Raw genomic sequence first — 14,268 nt, 5'->3', positions numbered from 1 at the left:
TCAAGCCATTAACCATCAATCAGCCATCATAATCACCCAACATGCAAAAAGCATTAGACGAAGATACCAATAAAATCAACCGCATGTTCATGCGACGAGTCATCGTTGCTGGATTGTTTATTTTTATTGGTTTGGGTGTGTTGGTCGCTCGTTATGGTTTTTTACAAGTGTATGCTCATGACAAATATGTTACCGCTGCTGATAACAACCGCATCAAGCTCATCTCAGCCCCACCAAGTCGTGGCTATATTTATGATCGCAATGGGCATATTTTGGCGGATAACAAGCCTGTTTTTACCGCAATGATAAGCCCTGATGAAGTCAGTAATCCCAGTAAAACGCTCAATCTGTTAGCACCCATTTTTGATTTAACCGAAGAAGACATACAAGACATTCTACTGCGAGTGGCAGACAGTAAAAATGACCCTGTTACCATAAAAATAGATTTAAACCCCACCCAAGTGGCTCAATTTAGCGAAAGAAAACCGTTTTTTCGTGGCGTTAATATCCAAAGTAAACTGACTCGAGTGTATCCTTATGGTGATTTGTTCGCCCATGTCATCGGCTATGTGGGGCGTATTAATGACAAAGAATCCAAAGAAATTGATAAACGTTTGTATGCTGGCACAGACTTAATTGGCAAACTTGGTATTGAAAACTATTATGAGACTTTATTGCTTGGCCAACCAGGTTACAAATCGGTAGAAACCAACGCCCACGGCGATGTGTTAAGAGAACTGGACACCAAGCCACCTGTGGCTGGCAATGACATTCATCTGTCGCTGGATTATGGCTTACAAAAGATTGCATCAGACCAGCTCAATGGCAGGCGTGGGGCGATTGTTGCCATCGACCCACGAAATGGTGATGTGTTGGCGTTTGTCAGTAACCCAAGCTATGACCCCAACCCCTTTGTCTCAGGCATCTCTTTTAATGAATATGGCATGTTAAAAGACGATGAAGATCAACCACTGTATAATCGTGCCTTACAAGGCATGTACCCTCCCGGTTCAACCATTAAACCTTTTGAATCTATGGGCATTTTACACCATGGCATCATGGGGTGGCACGACACCATTTGGGACCCTGGCTATTTTACCCTACCTGGAGATTCTCATCGTTTTCGTGATTGGAAAAAAGGAGGGCATGGCACGGTTAATATGACCAAATCCATCGTCGAATCCGTTGATACTTACTATTATAAAGCATCTTATCAAATGGGCATCCAAAAGTTACATGATTGGATGATACGTTTTGGCTTTGGTGCTGACACAGGCATTGATTTGGTCAATGAAAAATCAGGGGTGATGCCATCACCCAAGTGGAAAAAAGACACCTACAACAAAGACTGGCTACCTGGTGAAACCATCTCCGTCAGCATTGGACAAGGCTATTTTTTGGCAACACCACTACAAATTGCCAACGCCACCGCCATGGTCGCCGCCAAAGGACAACACATCACCCCACACTTACTTAAATCGTCCACAGGGGCCCAAACAGTAACCCCCATTAGCAAACCAGACGGTCGCATTGACTTTAATGGCACAACCGAAGATTGGTTACGAATGCAAAGCGCCATGGAAGAAACCGTCAAACGTGGCACAGCCAAAGGCATCTACACACCACAATATCGCATTGCAGGCAAAACAGGCACAGCACAAGTTAAATCCATCGCTCAAGGTAAAAGCTACAATAAAAATGAGCTGGACAAACGCCACTGGGACCACGCATGGTTTAATGGATTTGCCCCTGTCGAAGACCCAAAAATTGCCGTTGCCGTCTTGGTAGAAAACGGCGGTGGCGGCAGCACCACCGCTGCCCCCATCGCTCGCAAACTGTTTGATTACTGGATAATCACCCGTGAACATGCCCCCATCACACCACCCACGCCAAACGAATTAAAACAGCTCAACGAACAAAAAGCCCAAGCAAAAGCCAAAAAAATTGCCACTTATGTGGCTCAAAAAGAAGCCGAAAAAACAATAAAAGATGCGAAAAACTGAGTAAAAAATCACACCAACCACAGAAATGACAAAAATAAAAAAACACCCAACAGCGAATCAATGACATGCTAAAACGCCCTAAAAAGTCTGTACACAGTCATACAAAGCACAGCCATACGAACAACAGCAGACAACCACCAAAAATCGACACTCACCACAGAATAAGCAAAACGAACAATAACAGTAATAGCAGAAACAGCAATAAAGTTCGCATCATCGGAGGACAATTTAAAAGCCGTCAGATTCAGTTTGTCTCTGCTGATGGACTCAGACCCACACCAGACCGCTTGCGAGAAACGTTATTTAACTGGTTAATGGGTCATCTAAATGATGCCAACGTTCTTGACATGTGTGCAGGCAGTGGCATTTTAGGGTTTGAAGCCTTATCTCGTGGTGCAAAACACGTTACCTTTATTGAGCCAAACCCAACACAAAACACACAATTACAACGTACCATCTCCCAACTGACCTTAGATAATGACAAAGTCACGGTAATCAATGCCACTGCCCAACACGCACTGACAACCGCTCTCCCCCACCAATTTGACCTTGTCTTTATCGACCCCCCTTATTCTTTGAATTTATGGCAAATCCTACTTGACTTATTGATTGAACAAAAATGCTTACAAAAAAATAGCCTTATTTACCTTGAAGCCAATAGTCCCTTAGAGCAAGTGATGTCAAGTTGGCAACAAGCTAACCAGTTGCAAATCATGAAACATAAAAAAATAGGGCAAATTTTTGCTTACTTGATAAGCATCAAATAAGCTTGATGACATCAATATAAAACAAAATATCCCAACAATCAGCAAATCATGTCTTGCATTCACCCCAAGCAATTCGTATAATGTGCAGTCTGTTTTTTGAGAGCCTTCGTTTCCCCAAGACATTCTCTCAACGACTCATTTTAAGGTCTTTAACATGAAAACACTCAGTGCCAAACCCGCTGAAGTCACCCACGACTGGTATGTTGTGGATGCCGAAGGCAAAACCCTAGGCCGCTTGGCAAGCCAAATTGCTCATCGCCTACGTGGTAAGCATAAGCCTTCTTATACCCCCCATGTCGATACTGGCGACTTCATCGTTGTTATCAACGCTGACAAAATTGCCGTCACTGGCAAAAAAGCCGAAGACAAAAAATACTATCGTCACAGTGGCTATCCTGGTGGCATCAAAGAAACCAACTTTACTAAACTGATTGCTCACAAGCCTGAAGATGTCTTGCATAAAGCAGTCAAAGGCATGTTGCCAAAAGGTCCTTTAGGCTATGCCATGATTAAAAAGCTTAAGCTGTATGCTGGCAACGAACATCCACACACTGCCCAACAGCCACAACCACTTGACATCTAAAGGAGACACTCATGGAACGTTACTACGGAACAGGTCGTCGTAAAACTTCAACCGCTCGTGTCTTTTTATCACAAGGCAGTGGTGAGATAATCGTTAATGGCAAACCACTAGACGAATACTTCGGTCGTGAAACTTCTCGCATGGTGGTGCGTCAGCCGCTTGAGCTATTAAATGCCACTGATAAATATGACCTATACATCACGGTCAAAGGTGGTGGTAACAACGGTCAAGCAGGTGCTATCCGCCATGGCATCACTCGCGCTTTGATTGAGTTTGACCCAGAGCTAAAATCAGACTTACGTAAAGCTGGCTTTGTTACTCGTGATGACCGTCAGGTTGAGCGTAAAAAATTGGGTCTACGTAAAGCACGCAAACGCCCACAATTCTCAAAACGTTAATCGATTTTTGTTTTATTTGCCATCTTTTTTTAAACCCCTGAAGACTCAGGGGTTTTTATTTGCCTTGGTGATTTATTTCTTTGCAAAAATAGCTTAAAATAGCAACAATTAGCAAAATGGGCATAGACATATCCTAATCATTGACTGTTTTGTACGATGCTGATTGATTTTTGTACAGTATTGATTTGACAGGATATGGGGTGGTAATTTTTTTGCTTTTGGCTTATAGTAGCCATCAATCATCATTGCCACAAACCCAGTAAGGGATTATATCCCTGAATCATTAACTGGAGGAAGTTTTAATGAGCCATGCCGAAGGTGTGAATGTCAAACGTCGCCGAGTTTTAATCGCTTCGACTGCTGCTATTGGGGCGGTTGGAGTGGCTGCTGTGGCGACCCCTTTTGTTCGCTCTTGGTATCCTAGTGCTAAAGCAGAGGCCGCTGGTGCTGCTGTCACCCAAGATATCAGCTCGATTGAGAATGGACAAATGGTGGTTGTCAAATATCGTGGCAAACCCATCTTTGTGGTTAAACGCACAGACGAGATGATTGCCAATCTAGAAAAAGTCTTACCACAACTCAGCGATCCACAATCTGACCAGTCCGTTCAACCTGAATACTGCAAGAATGACACTCGCTCACGTGAGCCTGATATTTTGGTGGTGGAGGGGGTGTGTACGCATTTGGGCTGTGCCCCCAGCTACCGCCCAGAAGTGGGTGCGGCTGACTTAGGTGGCGACAGCTGGTTCGGTGGATTTTTTTGCCCTTGTCACGGTTCTTTGTATGATTTGGCTGGACGTGTTTATAAAGGTGTCCCTGCACCAATCAACTTGCCAATTCCTGAGTACAGCATAAATGGCACTATTTTGACAGTTGGAGAGGCATAGTCATGAGTATGGGTAAAAAATTAATGCAATGGGTGGACGCCAGATTTCCTGCAACTGAAACCTATGAATACCACATGTCAAAGTACTATGCACCAAAGAACTTTAATTTTTGGTACTTTTTTGGTGTGTTGTCCATGGTGGTACTGGTCAACCAACTGGTAACTGGTATTTGGTTAACCATGATGTTTAACCCCAGTGCTGAAGGTGCGTTTGCATCTGTTGAGTATATCATGCGTGATGTCAAAGGAGGCTGGCTTATTCGCTACATGCACTCCACTGGGGCATCTGCTTTTTTTGTGGTGGTCTATTTGCACATGTTCCGTGGTCTGCTCTATGGCTCTTATAAGAAGCCTCGTGAGCTGATTTGGCTTATTGGCATGGCGATTTATCTGTGCCTGATGGCAGAGGGTTTTTTCGGCTATCTATTGCCTTGGGGTAACATGTCATTTTGGGGTGCTCAAGTCATCTTAAATTTGCCTGCTGCCATTCCTTTTATTGGTGATGCACTGGGCGAATGGGTCAAAGGTGACTACATCATCTCTGGCATTACCCTAAACCGTTTCTTTGCTTTGCATGTGGTTGCCATTCCATTAATTTTGGTGGCTTTGGTGTTTGTTCATTTGGTGGCACTACACCATGTTGGATCAAACAACCCTGATGGCATTGACATCAAAAAACTCAAAGACAAAAACGGCGTACCACTTGACGGTGTGCCATTTCACCCCTATTACACCGTGCATGATTTGGTGGGTATCGTGGTGTTCTTTATGGTGTTCTTCTCAGTGGTGTTTTTCTTCCCAGAAGGAGGCGGTTATTTCCTTGAGCCACCAAACTTTGAGGTCGCCAATCCTCTTAAAACCCCAGAACACATTGCCCCTGTTTGGTATTACACACCATTTTATGCCATGTTACGTGCCACACCGTCCATGTTTGGCTCAGCCTTACCAGGGGTGATTGTCATGGGGGCATCAATTGCCATCTTGTTTGTATTACCCTGGCTTGACCGCTCACCTGTTCGTTCAATCCGTTATAAAGGCACACTGTCTAAGATTGCGTTGGCGGTGTTTACCATCAGCTTTTTGATATTGGGCTATTTGGGTGCAACCTCTGCAACACCAACAGCAACCTTGGTGGCTCGAGTCTGTACTGTCTTGTATTTCTTGTTCTTCTTGTTAATGCCGATTTATACCGCCATTGAGAAGTGTAAACAACCACCTGAACGTGTCACTGGAGGTCACTAATGAAAACGGTCATTCAATCATTATCTGGTCTTGGTTTGTCTGTCAGTGTGGCGGTGGCATTGGGTATGGCATCTGTGCCTGCTCAAGCAGGGGGTGGTCATGGTTGTGGCACATTCAAAAGTGCCGATGGTCATGAAGAAATCTTAGAGTGTAGCAAAGCACCCATTAACTTTGAAAACAAAGGCTCGCTACAACGTGGTGCAACCATGTTTATGAACTATTGTGCTGGGTGTCATACCGCTCAATATGTGCGTCATTCACGCATCGCCAAAGACTTAGAGATTCCGCCAGAGCTGGTAGAAAAATACTTAATGGTTACCACTGACCAGATTGGTAATCACATCACCGCTGGCATTGACCCAGAGTTACAGTCGGATTGGTTTGGAGCACCGCCACCAGACTTATCGTTAGAAAATCGCCTAAGGGGTGATGATTGGGTTTATACCTACCTATTGAGCTTCTATGAAGACCCTAGCCGTCCTTGGGGAGCAAACAACTTGGTATTGCCCAATGCTGCCATGCCACATGTGCTACATAATCTAGAGCAAGAGCTTGGTCAAGAAGAATATCGCTCACGAGTGGGTGATTTGGTCAACTTTATGGCATGGATGGGTGAGCCTGTCCGTCATGATCGTAAAATCATCGGTGCGTTTGTTCTGCTGTTCTTATTGGTGTTGTTAATCCCTGTTTATCTGCTCAATAAAGAATTTTGGAAAGACGTTAAATAAGTGCCTGCTGTTTGCCAGGTGATGACTTCAGCCAGATAAAATCAATCAGATAAAAAGGAGCATTGAGTTGAATGCTCCTTTTTTTATTGGCAAAACGATTGACTTTTATTGGCAAAACGATTGACCATCATCTTTACCAGTGATGGCAAGCTTTGCTATCATGGCAGAATATGCCTAACTTTGAGAGCGGTCATGTCACAAGCCAAGTCAATGAGCAAAAATCATTTATTATTATACGGTGATGACGGTTATGACAGTCATGTGGTACGCTATCTGCTTGCCATTAAAAATGTGGAGTATGGCCACAGCTACCTAAAAAGTGAACGCCCCGAAGACTTAATTCAGCTCAACCCTTATGGCACATTACCGACATTGATACATGGACAATTTACTTTTTATGAGCTGACGGTGATATTTGAGTATTTAGAAGAGCGATATGTGCAGCCAAAATTATTGCCTTACTCTGCTCAGCAACGGGCCCAAGTCAGACAATTGGCATGGCGTATACAAAAAGACTGGTTGGGGCTAGCCAGACACATTCTACGACATCCAGATAGCTTTGATGCCAAACAATTTGATACGGTCAAAAAAGAGCTGAGCGACTCTTTAGTCACTTTGTCCCCCCTATTTGCTCATCAGCCTTATTTTTTATCTGACAGTTTGGGCTGGTGTGATGTGCTGCTTGCCCCCATGCTGTGGCAACTAAAAGAGCATCAGCTAAAGTTACCCAACGTTTTGGTAAAACCTTTGCTTGCTTATCAGCAACGACTGTTCACTGAACCTGCGTTTGTTGCCAGTTTGGTTTATTGATTGTTAACATATTTAAAACCAACATCTTTAAAATGGATAACAGGAGAACATACAGATGAATGACGAAACCACCTTAACCCCCACTCGCCCTTATATGGTCAGAGCCATTTATCAATGGTTAGAAGACAATTTGTTGACACCGCATATCATGGTGGACACCAGCCATGATAATGTGCAAGTGCCTACTGAACACGTCCGTGATGACCGCATTGTGCTAAACATTGCCAGCCAAGCAGTTGGCAATATGCGTATGGATAATGACTACATTCATTTTAATGCACGTTTTGCTGGAGCATCACGAGAGATATGGATACCCATGCAAGCAGTCATGGGCATTTATGCCAAAGAAAATCAGCAAGGCATGTTCTTTGACCCTACTGAGTATGATGATTATGACCCAAGCTTGGATAATTCGCCTAAGACGGATAAATCTGCCACGCCCAAACCAAAACGAGAAAATAAAGCAGGGTTAAAGATATTAAAGTAAACAACATCATTTAACGAAACAGCACAGTTAAAAATAAATGATTAAAGTCAATCTCTACAAAAAGAGCCAGCAAAAAGGTGGCTCTTATTAAAGGTGGTTTTAGTAAGGTTTTATTAAAGGCAGCAACGGCCATCACACAAAAAACTCATCTAAGCCATTTTCCAGTTCTTGCTTTATCTTGCCTTTGAGCAATCTGGCGGCAAAGCCCAATTCGGCTTTAAAGCGGATTTTTTGCTCATCTAATACCGCATGACCAGCAATGCCACTACGGCTGATGCTGGCGGTATCTTGGCTGTCTCCTTCCACATAATCCACGTCCAAGCCATATTCATCACAGGCTTGTTTGAGCCATTGTTTGGCTTGATGGCGTGCCGTGGCTAAATCCATGTTATGCTGCCTTTCAATTTCGATGTCTGCCATTTGTGGCCACTCCCAATGTTTTGTTAAAGCGGTTTGTTAAAGCGGTTTATTCAAGCAGTTGATGAAAACAGGTGATGCAAAAATTAAGCGGTCAAGCTCTTGGTAACGTTACCCCTGTCTGACCTTGATATTTACCACCACGGTCTTTATAGCTGATTTGGCACACATCATCAGCATCACTTTGAAAAAACAGCATCTGTGCCACACCTTCTCCTGCATAGATGCGAGCAGGTAGGTTGGTGGTGTTGCTAAATTCTAGGGTAACATGCCCTTCCCATTCTGGCTCAAGCGGAGTAACATTGACGATAATGCCACAGCGTGCGTAGGTAGATTTACCAAGACAAATGGTCAATACATCACGAGGAATTCGAAAATATTCCATGGTACGAGCCAAGGCAAATGAATTGGGAGGAATGATACATTCATCGCCCACAATGTCAATAAAACTATTAGGGTCAAAGTTTTTTGGGTCAACAATGGCAGAATGTACGTTTGTAAATACTTTGAACTCACGGGCACAACGGACATCATAGCCATAACTGGATGTGCCATAACTGATGAGCTTATCCCCTGTGTCATTAAATCGCACTTGCTCTGCTTCAAATGGCTCAATCATGCCATGCCTGCTTGCCATTTGTTGTATCCATCGGTCAGATTTGATTGACATAATGTACCCTTGATTTTTTACAAGTTTTACTTACAAAGTCGCTATTATATCGTCGAATAAAAATAAAATCGAGATAAGACAGACAAGTTAAGGCATACAAACAGTGCGGTAAATGAGCCTAACGCTGTCTTGTGGTTTTATTATTGGCAGACCAACATGCTTATCAAAAAATGCGTGCTGTCGCTTGTTTGGCATATTGTCCAATGCCATTGTCCACTGCTTTGGCAATGTCCATATAAAACACAGCAAAGTCATCTCCTGCCCCATTATTGGCGATGACGCTTGGTAACCCTTTATCTGCCTGCTCACGAATGCCACTGGCTAAAGGCAGTTGCCCAAGTAATGGCACACCGTACTGATTGACAATCTGCTCACCACCGCCTTGACCAAAGATTGCTTCGGTATGCCCACATTGACCACAGGTGTGCAGTGCCATGTTTTCAACCAGCCCCAGCACAGCAATGTCGGTTTTATGAAACAGCTCAATGCCTTTTTGTGCGTCCATTAATGCCACATGTTGGGGTGTGGTTACAATTATGGAAGCAGTCACAGGAATGCGTTGTGCCAATGTCAGCTGGATATCACCTGTTCCAGGTGGTAAGTCAATCAATAGGTAATCAAGGTTTGGCCAATTGGTTTGATGAAACAGTTGCATCAATGCCCCTGTGGCTTTTGGTCCACGCCAAGCAACTGGGGTGGTGTCGCTGTCCAATAAACTGCCAATGGATAATGTTGCCAAACCATGAGCATTTATGGGAACAAATTGCTCGTTTTCGATGTCAGGGTTAATCCCCTCGATACCAAGCATGGTTGGGATAGAAGGCCCATAAATGTCCGCATCTAACACCCCCACTCGATGCCCCATCTTCTGTAGTGCCAATGCTAAATTAACGGTGGTGGTGGATTTGCCCACACCGCCTTTACCTGAAGCCACTGCCACAATATGACGAATGCGTGGGTGTGCTTGTAAATCGCTTTGTTTAGGTGCTGAAGTGGCTTTTGTTGCTAGTTTTGGCTTGGTTTTGCTGTTAGCTAAGCCTACTGTATCAGCTTGCTGGGGGTCTTTTTTAGATTTTAAAAAGCCAAATGCCATAAGATTCCCCTTATGATATGAATTTAAGGATTTTGACCATGATCATGAATCGTGTCATGACCATTGTAACTGATGTTATGCTGACAGTATACTTATCATTCATGTTAAAAGCTTATCAATTTTAAAGCATAAAAACGTTCACACATAAAAACACATGATTGACCTTTTTGTTACTTTTCATTGACTGTCTTAGTCTGTTATCATCGTCTGTCATCATTATCCACTTAGCCATAGTTACCTATCCACCTAGCAGGAAATTTAAGATGTTATCAAAATGGGTTCGAGCCATATTACAAGCAAGCGTCTATGACGTTGCCATTCAAACACCACTTGAGACCGCCCCCAAGCTAAGCCAGCGTTATGATAATCACATTCGCTTTAAACGGGAAGATTTGCAACCTGTTTTTTCTTTTAAACTGCGTGGGGCGTATAACTGCATCAGCCAATTAACGGACGAACAGCGTCAACGTGGCGTAATTTGTGCGTCAGCAGGTAACCACGCTCAAGGTGTGGCATATTCTGCCAAACATTTAAATATTCCCAACGTCATTGTCATGCCAACCACCACACCTGAGATTAAAGTCAATGCGGTTAAAGCATTGGGTGGTAATGTGGTGCTACACGGTGATAGCTTTGATGATGCCAACCGCCATGCCATTGCCATCAGTGAAGCGGACGGCTTAACCTTCATTCCGCCTTATGACAACGCTCAAGTGATTGCAGGTCAAGGGACAATTGGCATGGAGCTTAACCAACAATGGCGAGACATGGATTATGTGTTCATCGCCACAGGTGGCGGTGGTTTGCTGGCTGGTGTGGCGGCATTTTTAGGAGAGGTTGCCCCCCATGTGCAGGTGATTGCCGTTGAACCAGAAGATGCCGCTTGTCTAAAGGCTGCTTTGGAGACAGGCGAACGCATTCGCTTACCACAAGTGGGGTTGTTCGTTGACGGCGTGGCGGTGGCTCAACTTGGTGAATTGCCATTTGAATTGGTCAGATTGCCAAAAAGTGATGGCAGTGGGGTCATTGTTAACCCCAATGTGGTAACTTGTAATAATGATGAAGTGTGTGCTGCCATCAAAGATGTTTTTGAAGAAAACCGTAGCATCGTTGAACCAGCTGGGGCATTGGCAGTGGCTGGCATGAAAAAATACATTCAAGCCCATCAATTACAGGGCAAAAACTGCGTTGCCATCATCTGTGGTGCGAATATGAACTTTGACCGCTTACGCTACATTGCCGAGCGTACTGAAATTGGTGAAAATAAAGAAGCCATATTTGCGGTCACCATTCCTGAACAGACAGGGGCGTTTTTAAACTTTTGTCGTAATTTACATGGACGCAACATCACTGAATTTAACTATCGAGTACGCTCAAGCAATGCCCCAGATTCAAACGAGCTTGCCAGCATCTTTGTTGGTATCGCCCTAAAAGAAGGTGAAAAAGAACGCCAAACCATCGCAAAACAGTTGGTAGATAACGGCTATTTGGCACATGACTTGACCGATGATGAAATTGCCAAAACCCACATTCGCTATCTGATTGGCGGTCATGCTGACGTTGCCAATGAACAGCTGTTTCGAGTGCTGTTCCCAGAGCGTCCAGGGGCATTGTTAAATTTTTTAGAAAAACTGGGCAGTGACTTTAACATCACCCTGTTTCATTATCGCAATCATGGGGCAGCAGATGGTCGAGTACTGGTGGGTTTGCAAGCCACTCAAGACAACTCAAGACAACTGCAAGATGCGTTAAATGACATCGGTTATGACTGTGAACCCATCAATGATAATGTGGGTTATCAGTTGTTTTTAAAATAACAAGTTTTAAAATAACATGTTTTAAGACAACGGTTTTTAAAATAACACTCCTTGCTTTACAATAATGAGCAAATACGATAATCAACCAACAGACAGACCAACAAACATATGAACGACAACACAAACAGCAACACAGATGATAAAGTAAGGATAGACAAATGGCTGTGGGCGGCTCGGTTTTTTCGTACCCGTAGCCTTGCCAAAAAAGCCATCGAAGGGGGCAAGGTGCATATGGGTGGTGGTCGTGTCAAGACCAGCAAAGAAATCAGCATTGGCGATATAATCACCGTGCGTCAAGGCTCTGCCACCACCATGAGCGAAAAAACCGTGGTGGTGCAAGCCTTATCGGCTCAGCGTGGCAGTGCCAGTATCGCACAAACATTGTATGAAGAGACTGCCGAAAGTCGCTCACGGCGTGCCTTTTATGCCGAACAAAGAAAACTTGCCAATCTTGCCAGACCCGACAGCAAACCCAACAAAAAACAACGCCGTGAGTTACATCGGTTAAAATCACACCATTAAATTCACAACGTTAACGCCATCTTATTTTACCATCGCTTAACATTCACCTTACTTATCTTCATTTATCTTTACCTTAATTTCTTTTTTACATTAATTTCTTTTTACCTTAATTCATCTTCACGTTATCGAGCCATCAATATCATCATGCAGATTCTTTATCATCAAGACTTACGCAAAAGAAATACCATGGCATTGGCATGTACTGCCGATAAACTCATCGTTTTAGAACAAGAATCTGACATCACCAGCATCATGCCACAAGTGGCTGATGACACAAATGGGTTTTTGCTGTTATCTGGTGGCAGTAACATCATCTTACCCAAACACCTAACAAAAAGTGTGATTTTACCAAGGTTTTCAGGCATTCATGCGCTAAAAGACGGCGAGTATGGTGTTGATATTGAAGTCATGGCAGGGCATTCTTGGCATGAATTGGTGGTGCAATGCACACAAAACGGCTGGTATGGGTTAGAAAATTTGGCTTTAATCCCCGGTCTGGTGGGAGCAGCCCCTGTACAAAACATTGGTGCATATGGTGTGCAAATCGAAGATTGCCTAACTTATGTGCGTGCGTATCACATTCCCAGTGGTCAATGGCACACTTTAGATAACAAGGCGTGTCAATTTGGTTATCGCAACAGCATATTTAAACAAAATCCCAACACATGGTTGATTAGCCGTGTAGGATTTCAGCTGCATAAAGATGCCACTGACGTTTGTGTGGATTATGGTGATGTCAAAGCGGTTGCCAACCACATTCAAGACATGCCCACTCCCTTAGATGTCATGAATGCTGTCATCAGTATCCGCCAAAGCAAATTACCTGACCCAAAAATCTTGCCAAACTGTGGCAGTTTTTTTCAAAACCCCATCATCAGCCAAGCCGATTATAAACATCTGCTGTCATATTATCCTGACCTACCATGCCATCACGTTCAATCCAGCAACTCTAACGAATCGTTGGTTAAAGTGCCTGCCGCATGGTTGATTGACCATGCTGGTCTGAAAGGCAAAGGCATTTATCCAATATTAATCCATGATAAGCAAGCACTGGTACTCACCAATCACAGTAAAGTTGATGAACCACCTGCCAGCCAAGCGGACATCACTGCCACACAAAACTTAATCATTAGTACCGTCAAGGCAAAGTACGGCATCAGTTTACACCCAGAGCCCATTTGGATAAGCGATTAAACCTTAAACCCAATAAACCCAAACACCGCCAAATATCCATTATTATCCATCATGACTATTTAATGTTAATGGGCTGAGATAGTTAATGGGCTGATATGTTTGCCTGTACCTGCAAAACATGAGTATTGGGGTCTTGACGGATTTGTAGAGCATCAAACACGTACCCTTGCATCTGTAATTGACTGATGGCTTGCGACACGGTGGCTTGGCTGTGGTGTTCAAATGACAGTTGTACGCCATTACCCGCTGTCATTACCTGAGGATTGATGATGCCATGATGGCTCAATAATGACGATACTTGTGTGGATAACGGCTGAGAGTCGCCATCTTGCAACAGTTGACTGGCATCTTGTGGTTTTAGATTGCCTGCTTGCGACCGTAACCAAAAATAATCATTGACTTTATTGGTATAAGCTTGCTGGCTGGCTTGGGCATTGGTGTGTAAGGTCCATGCCCCAAACAACATCATCACCAATAAAAATGCCAACAACACCATCAACGCCATGCGGTCACGGGCGGACAGCTGTTGCCATTTGTTGGTTAAGTCGTACCATGTGTTGGTCAGGTCAAATTTTGGTTTAAGTCGTTTACTGATTCCTGCTGAATTTGCCATAAATCAAATTGCCATTGCATAAAATAAAAAAAGATGCT

15 protein-coding genes and 1 pseudogene are annotated in these 14,268 nt (G+C 43.7%); 12 read left to right on the top strand and 4 right to left on the bottom strand.

The annotated features are described in order from the left end of the window. Nucleotides 1–41 precede the first annotated feature (41 nt). The 9 genes from mrdA (at nucleotide 42) to WDM69_RS02785 (ending at nucleotide 7,904) form a co-directional block, all read left to right on the top strand. The gene (gene mrdA, locus WDM69_RS02825) at nucleotides 42–2,003 is read left to right on the top strand and encodes a penicillin-binding protein 2 (protein ID WP_078306144.1); all 1,962 of its coding nucleotides are present in this window, start codon (nucleotides 42–44) and stop codon (nucleotides 2,001–2,003) included. A gap of 65 nt (nucleotides 2,004–2,068) precedes the next feature. Then, nucleotides 2,069–2,770, top strand: coding sequence for a 16S rRNA (guanine(966)-N(2))-methyltransferase RsmD (gene rsmD, locus WDM69_RS02820; RefSeq protein WP_078306143.1), 702 nt, complete (start codon nucleotides 2,069–2,071; stop codon nucleotides 2,768–2,770). 154 nt (nucleotides 2,771–2,924) lie between these two features. Continuing rightward, on the top strand, nucleotides 2,925–3,353 hold the full coding sequence (rplM, locus tag WDM69_RS02815) for a 50S ribosomal protein L13 (protein WP_078306142.1): 429 nt from the start codon (nucleotides 2,925–2,927) through the stop codon (nucleotides 3,351–3,353). A gap of 11 nt (nucleotides 3,354–3,364) precedes the next feature. Continuing rightward, a complete protein-coding gene (rpsI, locus tag WDM69_RS02810) occupies nucleotides 3,365–3,751 on the top strand; it encodes a 30S ribosomal protein S9 (protein ID WP_078306141.1) in 387 nt (128 codons plus the stop codon). Nucleotides 3,752–4,053: 302 nt separating this feature from the next. After that, nucleotides 4,054–4,638, top strand: coding sequence for a ubiquinol-cytochrome c reductase iron-sulfur subunit (gene petA, locus WDM69_RS02805; protein ID WP_078306140.1), 585 nt, complete (start codon nucleotides 4,054–4,056; stop codon nucleotides 4,636–4,638). An 8-nt stretch (nucleotides 4,639–4,646) separates the two neighbouring features. Further along, complete coding sequence (locus WDM69_RS02800) at nucleotides 4,647–5,879, top strand: cytochrome b (protein ID WP_411350843.1); 1,233 nt, start codon at nucleotides 4,647–4,649, stop codon at nucleotides 5,877–5,879. Continuing rightward, nucleotides 5,879–6,607: a cytochrome c1 gene (locus tag WDM69_RS02795; RefSeq protein ID WP_078306138.1), complete on the top strand. Its 729-nt coding sequence runs from the start codon at nucleotides 5,879–5,881 to the stop codon at nucleotides 6,605–6,607. Before WDM69_RS02800 ends, WDM69_RS02795 begins: the two co-directional genes overlap by 1 nt. 192 nt (nucleotides 6,608–6,799) lie before the next feature. Then, nucleotides 6,800–7,417 carry a glutathione S-transferase N-terminal domain-containing protein gene (locus WDM69_RS02790; protein WP_078306137.1) on the top strand — a complete coding sequence of 206 codons (618 nt, stop codon included), beginning with the start codon at nucleotides 6,800–6,802 and terminating at the stop codon, nucleotides 7,415–7,417. A gap of 55 nt (nucleotides 7,418–7,472) precedes the next feature. After that, nucleotides 7,473–7,904, top strand: coding sequence for a ClpXP protease specificity-enhancing factor (locus WDM69_RS02785; protein ID WP_078306136.1), 432 nt, complete (start codon nucleotides 7,473–7,475; stop codon nucleotides 7,902–7,904). Between the two features lie 132 nt (nucleotides 7,905–8,036). Here WDM69_RS02785 and WDM69_RS02780 read toward each other — a convergent pair whose 3' ends face one another. From WDM69_RS02780 to WDM69_RS02770, 3 genes and pseudogenes are all read right to left on the bottom strand, one after another. After that, nucleotides 8,037–8,324, bottom strand: coding sequence for a polyhydroxyalkanoic acid system family protein (locus WDM69_RS02780; RefSeq protein ID WP_078306135.1), 288 nt, complete (start codon nucleotides 8,322–8,324; stop codon nucleotides 8,037–8,039). 91 nt (nucleotides 8,325–8,415) lie between these two features. After that, complete coding sequence (gene dcd / locus WDM69_RS02775) at nucleotides 8,416–8,991, bottom strand: dCTP deaminase (protein ID WP_078306134.1); 576 nt, start codon at nucleotides 8,989–8,991, stop codon at nucleotides 8,416–8,418. 163 nt (nucleotides 8,992–9,154) lie between these two features. Then, nucleotides 9,155–10,024: pseudogene (locus tag WDM69_RS02770) on the bottom strand (Mrp/NBP35 family ATP-binding protein); the annotation flags it as partial. Between the two features lie 323 nt (nucleotides 10,025–10,347). Here WDM69_RS02770 and ilvA point away from each other — a divergent pair. The 3 genes from ilvA to murB all read left to right on the top strand — a co-directional run bounded on the left by ilvA (nucleotide 10,348) and on the right by murB (nucleotide 13,617). Beyond that, nucleotides 10,348–11,901, top strand: a complete 1,554-nt coding sequence (gene ilvA / locus WDM69_RS02765) for a threonine ammonia-lyase, biosynthetic (RefSeq protein ID WP_078306132.1) — start codon at nucleotides 10,348–10,350, stop codon at nucleotides 11,899–11,901. Between the two features lie 108 nt (nucleotides 11,902–12,009). Further along, complete coding sequence (locus WDM69_RS02760) at nucleotides 12,010–12,423, top strand: RNA-binding S4 domain-containing protein (RefSeq protein ID WP_078306131.1); 414 nt, start codon at nucleotides 12,010–12,012, stop codon at nucleotides 12,421–12,423. 144 nt (nucleotides 12,424–12,567) lie between these two features. After that, on the top strand, nucleotides 12,568–13,617 hold the full coding sequence (murB, locus tag WDM69_RS02755; protein ID WP_338755644.1) for a UDP-N-acetylmuramate dehydrogenase: 1,050 nt from the start codon (nucleotides 12,568–12,570) through the stop codon (nucleotides 13,615–13,617). An 82-nt stretch (nucleotides 13,618–13,699) separates the two neighbouring features. Here murB and gspM read toward each other — a convergent pair whose 3' ends face one another. Then, nucleotides 13,700–14,230: a type II secretion system protein GspM gene (gene gspM, locus WDM69_RS02750; protein ID WP_078306129.1), complete on the bottom strand. Its 531-nt coding sequence runs from the start codon at nucleotides 14,228–14,230 to the stop codon at nucleotides 13,700–13,702. Between the last annotated feature and the right edge of the window lie 38 nt (nucleotides 14,231–14,268).

This window comes from Lwoffella lincolnii, from assembly GCF_037201985.1.
GTDB lineage: Bacteria > Pseudomonadota > Gammaproteobacteria > Pseudomonadales > Moraxellaceae > Psychrobacter > Psychrobacter lincolnii.
The sequence above is the reverse complement of the archived record's forward strand: the minus strand, read 5'-3'. Positions and strand labels throughout refer to the sequence as shown.

What these genes read in the sequence shown, in the direction of transcription:
- mrdA (WP_078306144.1), top strand. Translation starts at nt 42, where the DNA reads ATGCAAAAAGCATTAGACGAAGATACCAATAAAATCAACCGCATGTTC.
- rsmD (WP_078306143.1), top strand. Translation starts at nt 2,069, where the DNA reads ATGCTAAAACGCCCTAAAAAGTCTGTACACAGTCATACAAAGCACAGC.
- rplM (WP_078306142.1), top strand. Translation starts at nt 2,925, where the DNA reads ATGAAAACACTCAGTGCCAAACCCGCTGAAGTCACCCACGACTGGTAT.
- rpsI (WP_078306141.1), top strand. Translation starts at nt 3,365, where the DNA reads ATGGAACGTTACTACGGAACAGGTCGTCGTAAAACTTCAACCGCTCGT.
- petA (WP_078306140.1), top strand. Translation starts at nt 4,054, where the DNA reads ATGAGCCATGCCGAAGGTGTGAATGTCAAACGTCGCCGAGTTTTAATC.
- WDM69_RS02800 (WP_411350843.1), top strand. Translation starts at nt 4,647, where the DNA reads ATGGGTAAAAAATTAATGCAATGGGTGGACGCCAGATTTCCTGCAACT.
- WDM69_RS02795 (WP_078306138.1), top strand. Translation starts at nt 5,879, where the DNA reads ATGAAAACGGTCATTCAATCATTATCTGGTCTTGGTTTGTCTGTCAGT.
- WDM69_RS02790 (WP_078306137.1), top strand. Translation starts at nt 6,800, where the DNA reads ATGTCACAAGCCAAGTCAATGAGCAAAAATCATTTATTATTATACGGT.
- WDM69_RS02785 (WP_078306136.1), top strand. Translation starts at nt 7,473, where the DNA reads ATGAATGACGAAACCACCTTAACCCCCACTCGCCCTTATATGGTCAGA.
- WDM69_RS02780 (WP_078306135.1), bottom strand. Translation starts at nt 8,324, where the DNA reads ATGGCAGACATCGAAATTGAAAGGCAGCATAACATGGATTTAGCCACG.
- dcd (WP_078306134.1), bottom strand. Translation starts at nt 8,991, where the DNA reads ATGTCAATCAAATCTGACCGATGGATACAACAAATGGCAAGCAGGCAT.
- ilvA (WP_078306132.1), top strand. Translation starts at nt 10,348, where the DNA reads ATGTTATCAAAATGGGTTCGAGCCATATTACAAGCAAGCGTCTATGAC.
- WDM69_RS02760 (WP_078306131.1), top strand. Translation starts at nt 12,010, where the DNA reads ATGAACGACAACACAAACAGCAACACAGATGATAAAGTAAGGATAGAC.
- murB (WP_338755644.1), top strand. Translation starts at nt 12,568, where the DNA reads ATGCAGATTCTTTATCATCAAGACTTACGCAAAAGAAATACCATGGCA.
- gspM (WP_078306129.1), bottom strand. Translation starts at nt 14,230, where the DNA reads ATGGCAAATTCAGCAGGAATCAGTAAACGACTTAAACCAAAATTTGAC.